This window comes from Citrobacter sp. R4 (assembly GCF_026719175.1).
Classification (GTDB): domain Bacteria; phylum Pseudomonadota; class Gammaproteobacteria; order Enterobacterales; family Enterobacteriaceae; genus Citrobacter_A; species Citrobacter_A sedlakii.
This window is the reverse complement of the sequence record NZ_JAPPSU010000005.1, coordinates 20,313-38,285: the sequence shown is the minus strand read 5'-3', so window position 1 is coordinate 38,285 and position 17,973 is coordinate 20,313. Positions and strand designations below refer to the sequence as shown.

Genomic DNA, 17,973 nt, shown 5'->3' with positions numbered 1-17,973 from the left:
TTATTGTTAAGGTTATTAGTGGTAATTTTCTGAATTGCATTAATTTTATTTACCAATAAGTCAAAGGGACATTAAGGCATAAACTTAAAACGGAACAGAGCATCATGCTTAGAAAACTCTCTTTTATCGTCCTGCTATCTTCGGGGAATGCGCTCGCTGCTGAAGCTGTCTGTAGCTCCACCGACGGGAAACAACTAACCTGTAGCGGCGAGCAAGGACTTTTTACCAATATTGACAACACCCTTAACTCATATCAAAGCGTTACTATTGATACTACAACAAATGACAAAGGCTATGGATTAGACTTCCGTCAAACTGTCCATCATTTAACGCCAGATAACATAAACATTACCACTACTGGAAAATACTCTGACGGTATTATAGGGCGGATAGCCACGACGACAATTGATGGCAACCTGAATATTAAAACGTATGGTGAATATTCCTCCGGTATATTATTGCAGGAGTTTGAATACGCCAATGTAACCATCGCTGGCGACATGGACATTTATACACGCCATGGCATGGGGATCGCCGCTGAACTTACTCTGGGCAATAATAAAAACAATCTATTAACCGCCGGAGATAATATTTCCGTTGTCACAGAAGGCGCAGGAAATAACTTAAGACGGGGTGCCGGATATGGAATCTATGCCGGCTCTGCATACTATTTAAACAGTTTGGGATTTATTCCCGATCACCATACGGCCCGTATCATGCTGGGTAACAATGTATCTGTACAAACCAGCGGCGATGAAGCCCATGGGGTGTATGCAAACAAAACAGGGATGATTCAGGTTGGTGACATCTCCGTTCTTACCCGGGGTGAGCAGGCGGCGGGCCTGAAAGCGGAGGATGGCAACAAATATGCACCACCGGGACAACGTTTACTCAGAGCCCGAACTGAAAGTTATGAAGGTGGAAAAATATTCCTGACACGTAACGTTAATATCGATGTGGAAGGCGCCGGAAGTTACGCCATGCATTCGACCGGGTTTGGATCTTACATCGGTTCTTCCTGGCTTGGCGGGCAGCAGTCCAGAGGGACCTATATCGTCAATGGTAACCTGTTGGCTGAAACGTTAGGGGTGATTGATTTACGGATGACCCATGGTTCAGTATTTACCGGCACCGCCGATTCTAAACAGCTGAATACTGATAATTCCCTGAATACCGTGGATAATGGCTATATTTATCTGGATATGTCCAGAACCAGCAGTATCTGGAATATGACCGGGGACTCGGTGGTTACCCGTCTGGATTTGAATGATGCGAATTTAACCTATGCTGCCCCCACCCAGCATTCATCATTTACACCTAAATTCCTGCACGTGATCGAGGATTATTCCGGAAATAATGGCATTCTGACGCTTAATACCGTTCTTGGCGGTGATGACTCTCCGACTGATAAACTGTATGTTCATGGCGATGTAGAAGCTGGTAACACTCAGGTCAGTATAAATAATATTGGCGGCCAGGGTGACCTGACGAATCAGGGCATTGAAATAGTCAATGTGGGGGGCCAGTCCATCGGCACCTTCACAAAATATGGTCGTATCGTTGCCGGCGCTTACGATTATGATGTTGTCCGTAAAGGCGAGAACTGGTATCTGGTGAGTGGCCTGCCGGAACCAACACCTGAACCAACACCAGAGCCGACGCCGGAACCAACGCCGGAGCCAATCCCGACTCCGAAGCCAACACCGAATCCTTCCCCGATAGTTCGTCCGGAAGGAGGAGAATATGTGGCTAACATTATGGGGTCTAATACCTTATTCCTGCATAGACTGCACGATCGCGTAGGTGAGCCACATTATGTCGGATCCGTTTCAGATAACAGAGAAAAAGTTACGGGTATGTGGATACGAAACGTCGGAGGACATACTCGTTTCAAAGACAGCAGTGGGCAAATCAACACCCAGGCGAACCGTTATGTTCTCCAGTTAGGTGGGGATATTGTGCAATGGAGCAGTGACGGTAAAGACAGATATCACCTCGGTATTATGGGCGGATACGCCAACCAGAAAAGTAACTCGCATAATAAATTCAGCCATTACTACAGCGAAGGGAGTGTAAACGGCTACAGCGCAGGTATTTACGGAACATGGCTGGAAAATAACGCCGAGAAGACGGGGGGGTATGTTGATACCTGGCTTCTGTATAACTGGTTTGACAATACCGTAAGCGGCAATTCCCTGGCTTCCGAAGATTATAAATCGAAGGGCTTCACTGCATCGGTTGAGTCTGGTTACACATGGAAACTTGGCGAGAAAAATCATCGGGAAAGCTATTTTGTTCAGTCTGTTGCACAACTGACATGGATGGGCGTTAAAGCTGACTCTTTCACGGAGAAAAACGGAACGCGCGTTGAAAGTGAAGGTGATGGAAATATCCAGACCCGACTGGGGACCCGTTTGTTTATCAAAGGTCATAGTCAGCTTGATGAGGGTAAACAGCGAATTTTCGAACCGTTCATCGAAGCCAACTGGATCCACAACACACGCGATTTTGGCGTATCAATGGGTGGAGTGGATGTCAAACAGGCAGGAGCGCGTAACATTGCTGAGCTGAAAACCGGTGTAGAAAGCCAGATCAACCGCAATGTAAATCTGTGGGGGAATGTTGCACAACAGATTGGCGACAAGGGCTACAGTGATACCAGCGCCATGCTGGGACTTAAAGTCAATTTCTAAACCTACCTGAAAAACAGCGCCAGGCATATTGCCTGGCGCTGTATCTCGATGCGGTACTGTGTTGTGGAGTGGCACAGTAAATTTGGCCACCCGCTTAAAGGTGATATTCTCATCTCAACACAAAACGGGTGACTTAATGGACAAGAAAACCGGCATACCTTCACTCCGGAGTTCAGTCTGAAAGTTTGCAGGCGTAGCATAATAATTCTCCCTGAGGAAAATGAAATAGTGTTGGATGGGCGTCACCTGGGTGGCGGGCGAAGTGGGATGATTTATTTCGTCAGTATCAATTTGCCGGAATGCGTCTGGCGAAGTTGATAGTGTTCGCTATTGTACGCAATTCACACCGGGCCCTCGTCACCGGGTAACAGTTTTGCTGTTGATCAGACGTTTCCCGTGGGAAGGACGCGACGAAACGCGATGTGTTGTCAGAGCGGCTGATGTGTTGCTCAGTCCTGGTACATTTATTATGAAAATGATAATCAACTTGGTAGCGAGAAGCATTATCAAGATAAGCGAGAATGCACCAGGCGATTTTATTTAGAAAAAAGGCGGCTGGATCAATTTTTTATATTCCGTGGCGCCACGGTTTGTCCGGGAAGGGGCTGGTCAGGTAATCATTCTTCTTTACGTCCGTTTTCTTTCATGCGTATCAACACCGTGTTGTTTTAATACTGATTCATCTTATCAGAGAGATTATTGGCGGAGACGAAAACGTGTTATCTATATGTCAGATAAAAACAGAGCAATTTAAATCTCTATCTCTTTACCGAGATCGTATTCTATTAACGTCCATTTAACAGGAGAGCCCTGATAATAGGGCAGCATTTCTCCCTTTTTTAAATTTACCACGGCCGAAACGACGGTGCTGGAGAGCTGCCAGTAGCCACTTTGTGGGCTGAGCTGGCCGCTGTTGCGAATGATGCCAAGCGGCTTGCGGCGGGAATCGTCTTGTTGAAGTGAAGAAGAGAGCACCGAAAGAGTGTAATTACTGCTATCAATTTTCATAACATAACTTCCAACAAAGAATACATATGACGTATAAGCGACCGTCGGGGGCGATTGCTTAAGCTGATGGCATTATTATTTATCGCTAGAATTAACTTATGCGACTTATTGCAAATAAACGCTGTTTTCGCCAAAATGGGCGACCTTTTTGGTTAAAGAATACGCAAAATGACCTGCCGCCTGATTAATTGTTTGCTCCTGACCCTTTCGCTTTTCACCAGCAGCGCGTTTGCGGTGAACTGTTTGCGCGCCTCGACGCCGCTGGAAAACACCATTTGCGGCAACGATAATTTGCACTGGCTGGACAGCACGATGAGCGTGATTTACCGTACAATGCTGGTAAAAAGCGGTAACCATGACGTGCAGCAGCGTTACGCGGAGTGGGAGTCATCGCTGAAAAACTGCACGACGGATACCTGCATTGAACGCGCTTATTACGAAGGGATCAGCACCATTTCGGACGTAGCGCCCGATTTTGACTGGGAAGGGCGCTGGTGGAACGTCAGCGTCTCCAATATGAGCGGCGGCACCATTCAGTTTAGCCGCAGCGCGGAGTGGTCGGTCACAACGGACATTCGCGTCTGGTCAGGACGGAACAAGGATGAATTTGCGGCGGAGGCCCGCAAACTTTACGGTATGGCGCTGGTGGAGCGTATCGCGGATACCAATAACTGCCGGTTACTGTTTATTCCGCGCAAGAGCGGCGCGATTCAGGTCTTCAGCAATGCGGACTGGAGCTGTGGGCTCTCAATGCCGAGCGGTGCGTTTATTGACGGGCGCTATGAGCGTGCCGACAGCGATCCGCGGCCAAAAGCGACGCTGCTGTCGCTGGCGATTTTCTCTGATCCGAAGATGGATGAACGTTTTCGCACGCTGGTAGGAAGCGACTACCAAAAGTTTGTCGACACGGCCAATGTTTATATGTATCAGGAAGATACCGACAATATCGGCGCGACGGTGGTCTCTATGTGGGTGCGGGGCGCCGCCAATAACCAGACGGCGATCATCATGTACACGAAAAGCGACATCTGGGCGGCGAGAGTTTATCCGAATGAGAAAGGTAAGCTACAGCTGCAATATTTCAGCACGAAAGGGAACGATCCGCGCACCATGACCCGGACTATCGCCGAGTGGAAGCTGCGTTTTCTGGATAAATAAAGCCGGATAAGCGAAACGCCATCAGGCTTTATTACCTACGGATGACTCTCTCTTTAAGAGCGGGTCAGGAGGGAGGAGAAACGATACGCACAAATGCCCTTTACCCCAGCGTACCCACCACGTTCAAATCTGTGTCATCCGGCACTTCATTATAAGAAAGCACATGTAGCCCGTTGGCGAAGAGGCGTCCATAACGGGCGATCATTGGTCGCAGTTGCGGCGTCACCAGCAGCAGCGGCGGCAGACTTTTCGCTTTCATCTGCTCGTAGACCATCGGCATGGTGTTTTGTAGCTGCGTCAGAATATTCGGGTCGACCGGGAAGCTGTCCAGCGCCACTTTTCCCGCCTGCTGCGCCTGGGTGAGCGCGCCAAGCAGCATATTCTCCAGTTCATTATCGATGGTATAGGCCACCAGTTGCGGCCGGTCCGCGTTAATGCTGTGCACAATCGCGCGGCGCAGGGCAAAGCGCACGTCGGCGGTGAGCAGAACCGGATCTTTGGTCACGGCTGAACTTTCCAGCAGCGTGGAAGCGATCGTCACAATATCCTTCAGCGACACCTGCTCCAGCAGAAGTTGGCGGTAGATCCGCAGCAACTGGCTGTAGTTCAGCGCCGCGTTGAGATCTTCCGCCAGCTTAGGCGCCTGCTGGGCCAAACGGGCGTGAAGATGCGTAATATCATCATAGTTAAACAGCTCCGGCAGATGCTCGCGGGCGACCTTATTAACGTGGGTCGCCACCACGCTGGCGCAGTCCACCACCTGATAGCCCAGATTCAGCGCTTTGGATTTTTGCTCCGGGTCGATCCAGACGATCGCCATGCCGTAAGCCGGGTCGGTATCCAGCACACCGTCTATCTCGCCATACAGCTCCGCGCCGGGGATCGCCATCAGCTTATCCGCGTGGACTTCGCCCAGTGAGGTGCGGATCCCGTTGATATGAATGGCGTATTGCGCGGGCTTAAGGCGGAAGTTTTCCCGCACGCGAATTTCCGGCAGCAGCACGCCGCAGTGTTCGGAAATGACCTGCCGCACGCCGCGAATACGCTGGGTAAGCGGGCTGCCTTTAGACTCATCCACCATCATTACCAGCTTATAGCCGAGATTGAGGCCAATCGGTTCCACCAACGGAATATTCTCCCAGGTGATCGATGGCGTTTCATCCGGCGTGAGCGCCTCTGAAATGGCGTCCATATCGCTTTCTGGCTGTGCGGGCTGCACCACTTTGCTCTGTCGCCAGGCGGCGAATAACAGCAGCGCCGTGAAGCTCAGGAAGGCGATGTGGGGCATGCCCGGCACGATGGCAAGAATAAACATCACGAACGCGGCGGTGTAGAGGACTTTCGGCTTCGAGAGCAACTGGGCTTTAATCTCGTCGCTGACGTCGTTGCCTTCGCTGACGCGGGTCACGATAATCGCCGCGGCGGTTGCCAGCAGCAGCGACGGGATCTGCGCCACCAGACCGTCACCGATAGTCAGCAGAACGTACTGACGGAACGCGTGGGTGGCGTCGAGATCGTATTTAAAGATACCGATGCAGATCCCGCCGATCACGTTGATGATCAGTACCATGATCCCGGCGATGGCGTCGCCGCGTACAAACTTCGAAGCCCCGTCCATCGAGCCGTAGAAATCGGCCTCTTTCGCCACTTCCTGGCGTCGGGTGCGTGCCTGCTGCTGATTGATTAACCCGGCGTTGAGATCGGCGTCGATCGCCATTTGTTTACCCGGCAGGGCATCGAGGGTGAAGCGCGCGGAGACTTCAGAAATACGCTCCGCACCCTTAGTGACGACCACAAAGTTGATGATCATCAGGATGATAAATACCACGAAGCCGACCACGAAATCGCCGCCGATCACCACCTGGCCGAAGGCTTCAATCACCTTACCGGCCGCGCCTTCCCCTTCATGACCGTGCAGTAACACCACGCGCGTTGATGCCACGTTGAGGGTGAGGCGCATCAGGGTGGTGATAAGCAACAGAGTCGGGAAAATGGCAAAGTCCAGCGGACGCTGCATATTGACCGACACGAGCAGCACAATCACCGCCAGTACGATGTTGAAGGTGAAGAAGATATCCAGCATCAGCGGCGACAGCGGCAGAATAACCATTGCCAGCACGCAGAGAAGCAAGATAGGCACGCCAACGTGCCACTGACGGAGCACGCTGAGCGCGTTGCGCAATTTACTGTTCGCCATTGGCTTTTAAGACCTCCTGAGGAATGTTTATCTGCCTGTTCAGACGGGGTTTTTGCTCAACGTTGCCTGCGCGCCACGATTTCAGCTGCATCACATAGGTCAGAACGTGGGCGATAGCGCGGAAAAGCTGCGCCGGTATTTGCTGGTTAACGCGCGTGGTGTAGTAAACCGCGCGCGCCAGCGGAGGAAACTCCACCACTTCAATGTCGTGGCTGGCGGCGACTTCACGGATCCACAACGCCACGTCGTCGATGCCTTTGGCGACGATGTAAGGCGCTTCCGCCTTTTGCGGATCGTATTTCAGCGCCACCGCGTAGTGGGTCGGGTTGGTGATAATCACATCCGCCGTCGGGACGGTTCGGCTGATCTGCCCCATCGCCATCTGGCGCTGCAACTGGCGAATACGGCTTTTGATCTGCGGGTTACCGTCGTTGTTTTTATGCTCCTCTTTCACTTCCTGTTTGGTCATGCGCATCTTTTTGGTGAACATGAACTTACTCAGGGGAACGTCAAGCAAAGCAAAGATGACAATAACCGCGACAAAATAGCTGACAACGTGATGGAAAATATCGAAACCCTGCATGATCGCCTGGCGTAAATAAAGGCGCTGAAGATGCAGCAGCCCGTCCATGGAGTCGTGCACCATCATGTAGAGAACGCTGAGAATAATGCCGCATTTGAGCAGCATCTTGCCGACATCCAGATAGTGGCTGGCGGAAAAAAGCCGCTTTACGCCGTTGATGGGCGACAGTTTTTTGATGTCGGGTTTCAGCTTTATCGGCGTAAAAATCCAGCCGCCAGGGATCAGGCTGGCGACCATGCACGCCAGCGGAATCGGGATCAGGGTGGCGATAAAACGCAGCAGTATCCAGACGTTCAGCAGCAGAAACTGATTAAGCGCTCCCGGATCGTCGATTTTCGAACCCATCTGGCCGACGGCGATAAACGACTCCCCGACCAGCTGGCGGTAGTAGGGCAGGAACGCCGCGAGGGTGAAAAATGATGCCACCAGACCGACGGCCATCGTCAGGTCTTTCGAGCGCGGGATATCGCCCTTTTCGCGCGCTTTGCGCAGCTTCCCGAGGGTGGGTTTTTCGCTTTTATCGCCACCGGAAGAGGCCATTAGTGCACCCTTATGGCGTCGAGTTTCGCCAGAATTTCAGTGGTCAGGTTGAGATAGTGGTCAGGAATATTCGTGACCAGCATTGAAATGCAAAGCAACCCGAACAGCATGCTGATCGGGAAGCCGAGCGAAAACAGGTTCAGCGTAGGCGACACGCGGTTCAGCAGTCCAAAACCGCCCTGAACTATCAGCATCACAAAAGTGGTCGGTAGAGCGATAAGCGTGGCGGAGGCCATGATCCAGCCGAGGCCCTGGGCGATCAGGGTCAGTGTAGGGTTGTTGATAGCCTGGCCGATGGGCCAGTAGCTGAAGCCCTTATACAAAATCGTCACCATCAGCAGATGGCCATCCATAACGAAAAAAAGCAGGCCGCAGAACACGTAGATAATTTGTGAAATCACGGTGGTGGAGTTGCCGTTGATCGGGTCGTTCATCATCGCCATCCCGAGCCCAATATTCATAGACAGAATATGTCCGGCGGTTTGCAGGGCGACAAACACCAGCTGGAGGGCGCTGGCGAAAAGAATGCCCCACAATAGCTGCTCGCTAATCAGCAAAATGGTGCGTATCGACAGCAGTTCGCCCAACAGTACGTTGTTTGGCAGCATAGGGGTGATAATGACGGACAGCGCCAGCGCAGTGGCGATTTTAATCCGGCGGGAAAACGCTTTGTTATCCAGCACGGGGGCGAACTGCAGAAACGCCAGAATACGGATGAAGGGCAGCACCAGCGCCATTAATGGCGTAAGCAGCGCCTGAATATCGATTCCCATTGCGGTTTAGCCTACCAGCCCCGCCGCCTGGTGAAAGATCTGCGTGGTAAAGTCCACCAACTGCGTCAGCATCCACTTTCCGGCAAAAATCAGCACCCCCAGCGTCACCACCAGGCGCGGCAGAAAGCTCAGCGTCTGTTCGTTAATCTGCGTGGTGGCCTGAAAAATACTGACGCACAGCCCGACAATCAGGCTGGGTACAATCGCGACGGCGGAGATCAACAGCACCAGATGAATGCCGGAGGCCATGATGTCTCCGGCGGTATCCATATTCATCATCGTTATAACCCCTGCACGCTGGAGGTCAGCGTGCCGACAATCAGCGTCCAGCCGTCGCAAAGCACGAACAGCATCAGCTTAAAGGGCAGCGAAACGATCAGCGGCGACAGCATCATCATCCCCATCGCCATGAGAATACTGGCGACGATCAGGTCGATAACCAGGAAGGGGATGTAGATCATGAAACCTATCTGGAAAGCGGTTTTCAGTTCGCTCAGCAGGTACGCGGGCGTTACCACCGTTAAATCCTGTTCGCGGGCATCACCTTCGATACCCGCGATGCTCATCATCTGCGCCATCGCCTTATTGTTGGTTTGCGCCAGCATATATTTTTTCAGCGGGGCTTCCGCCTTTGCCAGCGCCTGCTTCAGCGTGATTTCATCGTTCTGGAACGGGGTGATGGCGTCCGTATAGATGGTCGTCCATACCGGGCGCATCACCAGCAGCGTCAGTGCCAGTGCGATACCGGTCAGGATTTTGTTGGGTGGGCTCTGCTGTAGCCCCAGCGCCTGGCGCAAAATCGCCAGGACGATAATAAAGCGGGTGAAACAGGTCATCATCAGCACCATGATCGGCAGCAGGCCGAGCAGGGTCATCAGGATCAGGATCTCAATTTTGACGTTGTAATCCTGGCCTGTCTGCGTCGTTGCGGTGCTAAAGAGGGTGACATCACCGTTTGCCGCCAGTACGGGCTGGGCAAACAGCAAACCCAGGAGCAGCAACAGGGCGATGCCGCTGCGGTAAAACGACTGATTCATCGCGTCAACTCACCAAGCTCTTTGGCGTTAAACTCGATAATGCGCAGCCCATATTTATCGTTCAGCACCACCACTTCAGCTTTGCCGAACAGAATGCCGTTAACCTTGATATCCAGCGGCTCGCCTGCCATTTTGTCCAGTTCGATGACGGAATCGCTGTTGACCGTCATCAGTTCTGCCAGCGAAATATCGACGGAGGCGACTTCCAGCGTCAGTGTGACCGGAATACGGCGGAACAGGGCCATTTTACGCATGTCGGTCATCGGCGCGCTGCGCGTTTCCGACTGCAAATCAAGACGGATATTGCCTTCGACGGTGGCTTCCTGCGGCATATCGCTGAGGTTCAGATCGTCAAGATCGAGAGACTGACTCAGTTCGTGTTGCAAATCACTCATAGTGTTTCTCGGTTGTTTTGTCATAGATATCGCACAGGAACAACTTGCTGCGATCTTCTGCAATTGCGGCTTCAAAAATTTGTTCTTTACCGATAAAAACCGGTAACGGTTCATTTACGGCGATAGGGATGATGTCGCCAGGTTTGATGTCGGCGATCTGCGCGACCGTCAGGTTAAGGCTGGCCAGACGGCCATTCAGCTTCAACGGCAGCGTATCGAAAAGACGCTCGATTTGTGCCGGGCTCAGCGGTGCGCTTTGCACGCTGCTCTGGCTGGCTTCGGGTGTACGCAGCGACGCCAGCATCTGATCGACATGATGATGGTCGAGGAGCACGGTAAAGCTGCCGTGGTCATATCCTTCGAGCGTAAAGGTAATACACCATGACCATTGGCTAATGACCGTGGAATAATCGATTTTAATATCGAGATTTTCCCCGAAGGTTTCTTTGCTGATAATTAATGACGTTAATTCCTGGCCCAGTTTACTTTTCAGGCGTTCTTCGGTTTTGGTCACCGGCAATGTGTCGTCGGGCGCGACATGATTACTGTCTTTGCTCAAACCATAATAATCATGAAGAATATTCAGCAGTAAAATACGGTCAATGACAAACGCAATATTACCGTAGGGTGTTGAGAATATTTGCGCGTTTTTATAGTTTTGATCTATCGCAAACGTCATGGTCTTTAACGCTGCATTGACGCGGAGCTTCTTCAGAAAATAGATGCTCAGTCTGGCGTCAAGGATGTCAAAGCAGTCATTCATCAGCTTTGGCAGTTTATGCCATGGGCGACCGAGCTTGCTGATCTCTGGTTTGATGAGATCGGGCAAATCATCGTGCTTATGGATTCTGATTCGCTGTGAGACAGGGTACATGATTATTCCGGGTTAATAGTAATGGTCAATCGAGTAATAACGCTCGTTATTAATCTGAATGGCGCTATCTACAAAAAAATCGTGGAAGCATTTGAGTTTTTACAATCTCGTGTCGCTCTACTACAACATCGGGGAAACTTCGCGAGGTGCAGACTTACACTCCATTCATCAGGAAGAGGATTAGACAATTACAGGCTTTTATTTGCAATAGGTAATGGGTTATTAATCCATTATTTATCTGCGATCATATTGATTAATAACTTTTATAACTTATTGTTTTTAAATGATTAATATTTTAATACCCATTAAAAAAAAGACAATTCTGAGTCCGTGGGTATACTGCACTCACTTTCATAAATCATGCCCTTTTATGAAAGGTTAACATCCTACTTATTTTTATTAACATTTCGTTTTTCGCCTTGTTGTGCGTGCTACGGATAATATTCTGTGGCGATGTGTTTAATAAAAGTAGAGTGGGGTATCTTTTATTTGTTCTTTCTGTTGGTACTCCTGATGAGCATTATCATTGACCGTGAAGAGCGCAATGAAAACGGCTTTATTGCTGTTTCCCCTGCCAGCGTTAACGTAATGTCGTTAGCCCGCCGTGTTGCAAACTATAATGTTTCAGTTCTCATTACTGGCGAAACGGGAACAGGTAAAGAGTGTGTTGCGAAATACATTCATGAACACGCCTGTGGCAGCGAGGCTCCTTATGTGGGGGTTAACTGTGCGGCGATTCCGGAAAGTATGCTGGAAGCCATTTTATTCGGTTATGAAAAAGGCGCATTTACCGGCGCGGTAGCCAGCGTGGCGGGTAAATTTGAACAGGCCAACGGCGGCACGCTGCTGCTGGATGAAATTGGCGACATGCCGCTGGCGCTGCAGGCGAAATTACTGCGCGTATTACAGGAGCAGGAAGTCGAACGTCTTGGCAGCCATAAACGCATTCCGCTGGATATTCGTTTAATTGCTTCCACAAATAAAGATTTGCAGCAGGAAATTGCGGAAGGCCGTTTCCGCCAGGATCTCTTTTACCGTATTTCGGTGGTGCCGATTCATATTACGCCGCTGCGTGAACGTAAGCAGGACATTCTGCCGCTGGCGCAGCGCTTTATCGCCAAATACCGCGCTTTTCACAAGGGGAGCTTACGCCTTGGCGATGATGCGCGTAAGGCGTTGCTGGGCTACGACTGGCCGGGCAATGTGCGAGAGCTGGAAAACGTGATTCAGCGCGGCATGATTTTATGCAATGGCGAAGAGGTCAGCGCCGCTGATTTCGGTCTGGTTGCGCGGGTGATGCTGCCGGAAACCCCGGCCATCGACATGATGCCCGCTTACCGCGAGCAGGAGAGTGCGGGCGCATCGGCGATCCGTGACGTCAAGCTGCATGGCCGTCTGGCGGAATACCAGTACATCATCGACTTGCTGAAGCGCCATAAAGGCAATAAATCAAAGACCGCCGAATTTTTAGGCATCACCCCCCGCGCCCTGCGTTATCGCCTCGCTTCGATGCGTGATGAAGGCATCGACCTTGAATGTGACTCCTGAGGCCAGGAAGGATTGAGTAATGGATGAAATACGAGCAACAGGCATGAACCCGGCGCAGACGGAGATACTGAGCCGGATGCAGCACACCGCCGCGCTGGCCTCTGCCAGCGGACTGGATGCGCACGCGTCGGTACAGCCCGCCAGCAGCGCGTTCGCGGCCAGCGAACCGCTTTCTTTTGGTCAGGTTCTTAATAACGCTATCGATAATGTTGATGCCATTCAGCACAGCGCGGGCGCAAAACAGAAAGCGATTGATATGGGTCAGAGCGATGATTTAGCCGGTGCAATGATCGAAAGTCAAAAGGCCAGTGTGGCTTTCTCGGCCATGATGCAGGTGCGCAATAAGCTCACCAGCGCGCTGGACGAAGTGATGAATACTCCGCTCTAAGGTTTTAATCGTGTTAAACAAGATCAAATCTCGTCTTCCCGCCGTTTCACTGCCTTCCGGCCTGAATAAAACGCAACTGCTGGCTATCGTCGGTGGCGTGGTACTGACGCTCGGCATCGTGCTTTCCCTGTGGAACCGCAATCAGGGCTATGTGGCGCTTTATGGTTCGCAAGAGCATCTCCCGGTCTCTCAGGTGGTGGAGGTGTTGGGGGCGGAAACCATTCCTTACCGTATTAACCCGGACAACGGCCAGATCCTGGTCAGCGAAAGCAAACTCTCTCAGGCGCGTATGGCATTGGCGGCGAAGGGCATCAGTGCGCTCACGCCGGAGGGCTATGAGCTGATGGACAAAGAAGAGATGCTGGGCAGCAGCCAGTTTATTCAGAACGTGCGCTACAAGCGCAGCATGGAGGGTGAGCTGGCGAAAAGCATTATGGCGCTGGAAGCGGTGGAAAATGCCCGCGTGCATCTTGGGATCAGCGAAGCGAGCTCATTCGTGCTGGCGAACAAACCGGGCAGCAGCGCCTCGGTGATGGTGCAGCTACGCTACGGCAAAAAGCTGGATGATGCGCAGGTTGCTTCTATCGTTCAACTGGTTTCCGGCAGCGTGCCCGGCATGTTGCCAACGAATGTCCGCGTGGTAGACCAGGCGGGGAATCTGCTCTCGGCCGGAATCGACGGGCCGGATGGCGCGCTGGCGGGTAAGGGGCCGGGCAGCGATGTGGTGCAGCGCATCCGCGCCGATACCAGCCAGAACATCGCCAGCCTGCTGACCTCTCTGGTCGGCGCGGGCAACTTTCGCATCAGCGTTGCGCCGGACGTCAACCTGAGCCGCGTGGAAGAGACGCAGGAGCGCCTTGGGAAAGAGCCGCTCGTCAGCGATGAGCAGGTCACACAGGAAAACACCACCAACGAAATGGCGTTCGGCATTCCGGGCTCCCTGAGCAATCGCCCGGTGAACCAGGCGCCGCAGGCTGCGGCAAATCAGGCGGCGGGCGTACAGCCTGACGCGAACGCGGCGAACGGCGACAGCGCCGACCCGCGTTCGCTCTCCAGCCGCAGCCAGCAGCAGCGTAAATACGCCTTTGACCGCGATATTCGCCATATCCGCCACCCTGGCTACAAGCTGGAAAAAATGAGCGTCGCCGTGGCGCTGAACAAGTCGGCGCCGGCGCTGGCGAAAATGACTCCGGAACAGCTGGCCTCTATGACGCGTCTGGTGGAGAGCGCCGCCGGTATCGAAAAATCGCGCGGCGATGTCCTGACGATGGACGTGCTGGCCTTTACCGCGCCGGAAGGAAATGTCATGCCGGAGCTGAAGTGGTGGCAGGACCCGTCCATGCAGTACTGGGGGCAGAATGGCGGCATTGGCCTGCTGGCGCTGTTAACCCTGCTGTTTGGCGTGCGTCCGCTGGCGCAGCGCTTTGGCCGCCGTGAACGGGTCGCCATCGAGAAAGAAGCAGAACCAGAGAACATTCTGCTGAGCCATGAGGGAGTGATGGCGGAAGACGCCCTGTCGAATGGCCTGCCGAAAGTGGGCTTCCATAATGACGATCATCTGCCGCCGCAGAGCTCCGGTCTGGAAGCGAAAGTCGAATATCTCCAGGTGCTGGCGCAGAGTGAAACCGAGCGTGTAGCGGACGTACTGAAACAATGGATCAACAGCAATGAGCGAAGCAACAGTAAACCGGAATAATCATAGCAGCGACGGGGCAGCCGGGCGCAGCCGCCTGGAGCAGGCGGCAATCCTCCTGTTGAGCGTGGGTGAAGAGGCCGCCGCTCAGGTGATGAGAAAAATGGATCGTGAAGAGGTGGTGCTGCTCAGCGAAACCATGGCGCGTTTACATGATGTAAAGGTAAACCAGGCGCGCCAGGCGATGAACAACTTCTTCTCGGATTACCGCGAGCAGAGCGGGATCAACGGTGCGTCGCGCACCTATCTGCGCAGCATTCTGGAAAAAGCGCTGGGTGGCGAAATTGCCCGCAGCGTGATTAACGGCATCTATGGCGATGAGATCCGCTACCGCATGGCGCGCCTGCAGTGGGTGGATATTCCGCAGCTGGCGGCGCTGATTGAGCAGGAGCACCTGCAGTTGCAGGCAGTTTTCCTCGCCTTCCTGCCGCCGGACATCGCTGCCAGCGTGCTGAATGTTCTGCCGCGCGAACGCCAGGATGAGATTATCTACCGCATCGCACGCCTCGATGATATTAACCGCGATGTGATCGACGAACTCGACCGCTTAATCGATCGCGGCGTGGCGGTGCTCTCTGAACATGGCTCAAAAGTGATCGGCATTAAGCACGCCGCCAACATTGTCAACCGTATTCCGAGCAACCAGCAGATCCTGTTGGATCAGCTGCGCGAGCGAGACGAGAAGGTGGTCGACGATCTGAAAGATGAGATGTATGAGTTCTATATCCTCAGTCGCCAGACGCAGGTGACCTTGCAGTATTTGCTGGATGAAATCCCGCTGGAGGACTGGGCTGTGGCGCTGAAAGGCACCGAGCCGGTTCTGCGCCAGGCGATTTTCAACGTTATGCCTAAGCGTCAGGTGACGCTGCTGCAAAATACCACTTCGCGTCTCGGGCCGGTGCCGGTCAGTCGCATTGAGCAGGTGCGCAAAGAGATCATGCAGGTGGTGCGTCAGCTCGCCGAAGAGGGCGAAATCCAGGTGCAGCTGTTTGCCGAGCAGACGGTGGAGTAAGGCATGTTTAAACGTCGCAATCTGCCGCTTGATGCCCTGACTCCTCGCCGCCAGGCGGTGGTGAAGCCGCGCCTGCACAAATTCCCTCCGCTGCGTAAACGCTGGGTGCAGAACGGTCCGCCGCGCGAAGAGGAGGGGACGCGCGCGCTCGATCCCGCAGAATACCAGCAGCAGAAAAAAGAGGGTTTTCAGGACGGCATGAACCAGGGGTTTGCCCTGGGGATGGCCGAAGGGAAAGAAGAGGGCTACCAGGAGGGAGTGCGTCTCGGATTCGACGAGGGGATGCGCAAAGGGCTGGCGGAAGGCAAACAGCAGGCGCGCCAGCAGTTTATGGAGGCCGCCGCACCGTTTGAGCGCATCGCCACGGAAGTACAGCATTATCTTGAACGTTATGAGCAGCGCCGCCGCGAAGAGCTGCTGCAACTGGTGGAAAAAGTGACCCGTCAGGTGATCCGCTGCGAACTGGCGCTGCAACCCACGCAACTGCTGGCGCTGGTGGAAGAGGCGTTAACCAGCCTGCCGCAGCCGCCGGAACAGGTACGCGTATTGCTGAATGCGCAAGAGTTTCAGCGCATCAGCGAAGCGGAGCCGGAGAAAACCCGCGAATGGGGGCTGGCAGCCGATGCCACCCTGGAGCCGGGCGAATGCCGCGTGGTGACCGACACCACTGAAATAGACGTCGGCTGTCAGCATCGTCTGGATCAGTGTGTCGATGTGCTGAAAGAAAACCTGCTGTCGGATGTGACCCATGAGCAGCCTTGATTTCGAACAGGCGCTGAAATCGATCGAACAGATAGATCTGGCGCGCGTCGCCGGGCGTCTGGTGCGCGTGAACGGCATTTTGTTGGAGTGCGTCGGCTGCCGCCTGGCCGTAGGCCAGATCTGCCGCGTGGAAAGCGTGGATGGTGAAACCCTGGATGCGCAGGTGGTTGGTTTTGACCGCGAAGTGACCTACCTGATGCCCTTCAAACAGCCGTCCGGCCTGATTGCCGGGGCGCGCGTCTTTCCGGCCGGAAAAAGCGAAGGAGCGATGATTGGCGATCAGTGGCTGGGCCGCGTGGTAAATGGCCTGGGCGAGCCGATTGATGATAAGGGCAAGCTGGGCGGCGATACGCTGCTGGCGCAGCAACTGCCGCAGATCCACCCCCTGAAACGCCAGCCGGTTGAATCGCCGCTGGACGTGGGCGTGCGCGCCATTAACGGCCTGTTGACCATCGGCAAGGGTCAGCGCGTGGGGCTGATGGCGGGCAGCGGCGTCGGCAAGAGCGTACTGCTCGGCATGATCACCCGCTATACCCAGGCGGAAGTGGTGGTGGTTGGCCTGATTGGCGAACGTGGCCGCGAGGTGAGAGAGTTTATTGAAAATTCGCTGAAGGTCGAAGGGCTGGCGAAATCGGTGATTGTCGCGGCACCGGCCGATGAGTCGCCGCTGATGCGTATGAAAGCCACCGAACTGTGCCACACCATCGCCAGCTACTATCGTGACAAAGGTAAAGATGTGCTGCTGCTGGTCGATTCTTTGACGCGCTACGCTATGGCGCAGCGTGAAATCGCTCTGTCGCTGGGTGAACCGCCTGCCACGAAAGGGTATCCGCCCTCGGCGTTCGGCATGATCCCTCGTCTGGTGGAAAGCGCCGGTAATAATGAAGGCGCGGGTTCGATGACCGCGATCTATACCGTACTGGCGGAAGGGGACGATCAGCAGGACCCGATCGTCGACTGCGCCCGTGCAGTACTCGACGGGCATATCGTTCTGTCTCGCCATCTGGCTGAAGCCGGACACTATCCGGCTATCGATATCGGCCAGTCCATCAGCCGCTGTATGAGCCAGATAACCACGCGGGAGCATCAGCTCGCCGCCCGTACCCTCAAGCAGCTTTACGCGGAATATCAAAATATTAAACCGCTGATCCCGCTGGGGGGGTATGTAGCGGGTGCCGATGCGTTGGCCGACAGATCTGTGCGCCTGTCTCCCGCCATCACCCAGTTTTTACAGCAGGAAGTGCAGGATGCCGCGCCAATCGCCGCGGTCGTCAATAATTTGTGCGCGCTGGCGCAAGCGGGATAAGGCTGA

At 53.6% G+C, this 17,973-nt stretch carries 17 protein-coding genes; 8 read left to right on the top strand and 9 right to left on the bottom strand.

Annotation, left to right across the window (positions count from 1 at the left end; translation table 11 throughout):
* The first annotated feature begins 104 nt into the window (after window positions 1–104).
* Entirely contained in the window at window positions 105–2,693 is a 2,589-nt protein-coding gene (locus OOJ60_RS12595; RefSeq protein ID WP_205612662.1) for an autotransporter outer membrane beta-barrel domain-containing protein, read from the top strand.
* 272 nt (window positions 2,694–2,965) lie between these two features.
* On the opposite strand, the gene hemP is transcribed toward OOJ60_RS12595, so the two are convergent.
* Together hemP and OOJ60_RS12585 are read right to left on the bottom strand one after the other, a co-directional pair.
* Window positions 2,966–3,034: a hemin uptake protein HemP gene (gene hemP / locus OOJ60_RS12590; protein ID WP_072014999.1), complete on the bottom strand. Its 69-nt coding sequence runs from the start codon at window positions 3,032–3,034 to the stop codon at window positions 2,966–2,968.
* A 409-nt stretch (window positions 3,035–3,443) separates the two neighbouring features.
* Window positions 3,444–3,701, bottom strand: coding sequence for a hypothetical protein (locus OOJ60_RS12585; protein ID WP_131729050.1), 258 nt, complete (start codon window positions 3,699–3,701; stop codon window positions 3,444–3,446).
* 168 nt (window positions 3,702–3,869) lie between these two features.
* Between OOJ60_RS12585 and OOJ60_RS12580 the strand changes: the two genes are divergently transcribed.
* On the top strand, window positions 3,870–4,859 hold the full coding sequence (locus OOJ60_RS12580) for a lysozyme inhibitor LprI family protein (RefSeq protein WP_042289159.1): 990 nt from the start codon (window positions 3,870–3,872) through the stop codon (window positions 4,857–4,859).
* 100 nt (window positions 4,860–4,959) lie between these two features.
* Here the strand turns inward: OOJ60_RS12580 and OOJ60_RS12575 are convergent, their stop codons facing one another.
* From OOJ60_RS12575 to OOJ60_RS12545, 7 genes are read right to left on the bottom strand one after another with little or no spacing between them, the layout of a single operon-like run.
* A complete protein-coding gene (locus OOJ60_RS12575; RefSeq protein WP_205612661.1) occupies window positions 4,960–7,056 on the bottom strand; it encodes a flagellar biosynthesis protein FlhA in 2,097 nt (698 codons plus the stop codon).
* Window positions 7,043–8,179 (bottom strand): flagellar biosynthesis protein FlhB, encoded by a 1,137-nt coding sequence (flhB, locus tag OOJ60_RS12570; protein WP_205612660.1) that lies wholly within the window; start codon window positions 8,177–8,179, stop codon window positions 7,043–7,045. The genes OOJ60_RS12575 and flhB overlap by 14 nt, the downstream gene beginning before the upstream one ends.
* Entirely contained in the window at window positions 8,179–8,952 is a 774-nt protein-coding gene (gene fliR, locus OOJ60_RS12565) for a flagellar biosynthetic protein FliR (RefSeq protein WP_205612659.1), read from the bottom strand. The genes flhB and fliR overlap by 1 nt, the downstream gene beginning before the upstream one ends.
* A 6-nt stretch (window positions 8,953–8,958) precedes the next feature.
* Complete coding sequence (fliQ, locus tag OOJ60_RS12560) at window positions 8,959–9,231, bottom strand: flagellar biosynthesis protein FliQ (RefSeq protein WP_042289150.1); 273 nt, start codon at window positions 9,229–9,231, stop codon at window positions 8,959–8,961.
* A gap of 2 nt (window positions 9,232–9,233) precedes the next feature.
* Window positions 9,234–9,989 carry a flagellar type III secretion system pore protein FliP gene (gene fliP / locus OOJ60_RS12555; RefSeq protein ID WP_042289147.1) on the bottom strand — a complete coding sequence of 252 codons (756 nt, stop codon included), beginning with the start codon at window positions 9,987–9,989 and terminating at the stop codon, window positions 9,234–9,236.
* On the bottom strand, window positions 9,986–10,384 hold the full coding sequence (gene fliN / locus OOJ60_RS12550; RefSeq protein WP_042289145.1) for a flagellar motor switch protein FliN: 399 nt from the start codon (window positions 10,382–10,384) through the stop codon (window positions 9,986–9,988). Before fliN ends, fliP begins: the two co-directional genes overlap by 4 nt.
* The gene (locus OOJ60_RS12545) at window positions 10,377–11,258 is read right to left on the bottom strand and encodes a flagellar motor switch protein FliM (RefSeq protein ID WP_042289143.1); all 882 of its coding nucleotides are present in this window, start codon (window positions 11,256–11,258) and stop codon (window positions 10,377–10,379) included. The genes fliN and OOJ60_RS12545 overlap by 8 nt, the downstream gene beginning before the upstream one ends.
* Before the next feature lie 513 nt (window positions 11,259–11,771).
* On the opposite strand from OOJ60_RS12545, the gene OOJ60_RS12540 reads away from it, so the two are divergent.
* The 6 genes from OOJ60_RS12540 to fliI are packed head-to-tail and all read left to right on the top strand — an operon-like array spanning window position 11,772 to window position 17,967.
* A complete protein-coding gene (locus OOJ60_RS12540) occupies window positions 11,772–12,806 on the top strand; it encodes a sigma-54 interaction domain-containing protein (protein ID WP_120714920.1) in 1,035 nt (344 codons plus the stop codon).
* A 19-nt stretch (window positions 12,807–12,825) separates the two neighbouring features.
* Window positions 12,826–13,194, top strand: coding sequence for a flagellar hook-basal body complex protein FliE (fliE, locus tag OOJ60_RS12535; protein WP_205612658.1), 369 nt, complete (start codon window positions 12,826–12,828; stop codon window positions 13,192–13,194).
* Window positions 13,195–13,204: 10 nt separating this feature from the next.
* Window positions 13,205–14,890: a flagellar basal-body MS-ring/collar protein FliF gene (gene fliF, locus OOJ60_RS12530; RefSeq protein WP_205612657.1), complete on the top strand. Its 1,686-nt coding sequence runs from the start codon at window positions 13,205–13,207 to the stop codon at window positions 14,888–14,890.
* Window positions 14,862–15,899 (top strand): flagellar motor switch protein FliG, encoded by a 1,038-nt coding sequence (locus OOJ60_RS12525; protein ID WP_042289135.1) that lies wholly within the window; start codon window positions 14,862–14,864, stop codon window positions 15,897–15,899. Before fliF ends, OOJ60_RS12525 begins: the two co-directional genes overlap by 29 nt.
* 3 nt (window positions 15,900–15,902) lie before the next feature.
* Window positions 15,903–16,661 carry a flagellar assembly protein FliH gene (gene fliH / locus OOJ60_RS12520; protein WP_042289133.1) on the top strand — a complete coding sequence of 253 codons (759 nt, stop codon included), beginning with the start codon at window positions 15,903–15,905 and terminating at the stop codon, window positions 16,659–16,661.
* On the top strand, window positions 16,648–17,967 hold the full coding sequence (gene fliI, locus OOJ60_RS12515) for a flagellar protein export ATPase FliI (RefSeq protein ID WP_205612656.1): 1,320 nt from the start codon (window positions 16,648–16,650) through the stop codon (window positions 17,965–17,967). Before fliH ends, fliI begins: the two co-directional genes overlap by 14 nt.
* Window positions 17,968–17,973: the final 6 nt, after the last annotated feature.

Bases quoted from the DNA above. Each gene is read 5' to 3' on its own strand.
- OOJ60_RS12585 (WP_131729050.1), bottom strand. From the start codon at position 3,701: ATGAAAATTGATAGCAGTAATTACACTCTTTCGGTGCTCTCTTCTTCA.
- OOJ60_RS12540 (WP_120714920.1), top strand. From the start codon at position 11,772: ATGAGCATTATCATTGACCGTGAAGAGCGCAATGAAAACGGCTTTATT.
- OOJ60_RS12575 (WP_205612661.1), bottom strand. From the start codon at position 7,056: ATGGCGAACAGTAAATTGCGCAACGCGCTCAGCGTGCTCCGTCAGTGG.
- fliE (WP_205612658.1), top strand. From the start codon at position 12,826: ATGGATGAAATACGAGCAACAGGCATGAACCCGGCGCAGACGGAGATA.
- OOJ60_RS12545 (WP_042289143.1), bottom strand. From the start codon at position 11,258: ATGTACCCTGTCTCACAGCGAATCAGAATCCATAAGCACGATGATTTG.
- fliH (WP_042289133.1), top strand. From the start codon at position 15,903: ATGTTTAAACGTCGCAATCTGCCGCTTGATGCCCTGACTCCTCGCCGC.
- fliR (WP_205612659.1), bottom strand. From the start codon at position 8,952: ATGGGAATCGATATTCAGGCGCTGCTTACGCCATTAATGGCGCTGGTG.
- fliP (WP_042289147.1), bottom strand. From the start codon at position 9,989: ATGAATCAGTCGTTTTACCGCAGCGGCATCGCCCTGTTGCTGCTCCTG.
- OOJ60_RS12525 (WP_042289135.1), top strand. From the start codon at position 14,862: ATGAGCGAAGCAACAGTAAACCGGAATAATCATAGCAGCGACGGGGCA.
- fliQ (WP_042289150.1), bottom strand. From the start codon at position 9,231: ATGATGAATATGGATACCGCCGGAGACATCATGGCCTCCGGCATTCAT.
- OOJ60_RS12580 (WP_042289159.1), top strand. From the start codon at position 3,870: ATGACCTGCCGCCTGATTAATTGTTTGCTCCTGACCCTTTCGCTTTTC.
- OOJ60_RS12595 (WP_205612662.1), top strand. From the start codon at position 105: ATGCTTAGAAAACTCTCTTTTATCGTCCTGCTATCTTCGGGGAATGCG.
- fliI (WP_205612656.1), top strand. From the start codon at position 16,648: ATGAGCAGCCTTGATTTCGAACAGGCGCTGAAATCGATCGAACAGATA.
- flhB (WP_205612660.1), bottom strand. From the start codon at position 8,179: ATGGCCTCTTCCGGTGGCGATAAAAGCGAAAAACCCACCCTCGGGAAG.
- fliN (WP_042289145.1), bottom strand. From the start codon at position 10,384: ATGAGTGATTTGCAACACGAACTGAGTCAGTCTCTCGATCTTGACGAT.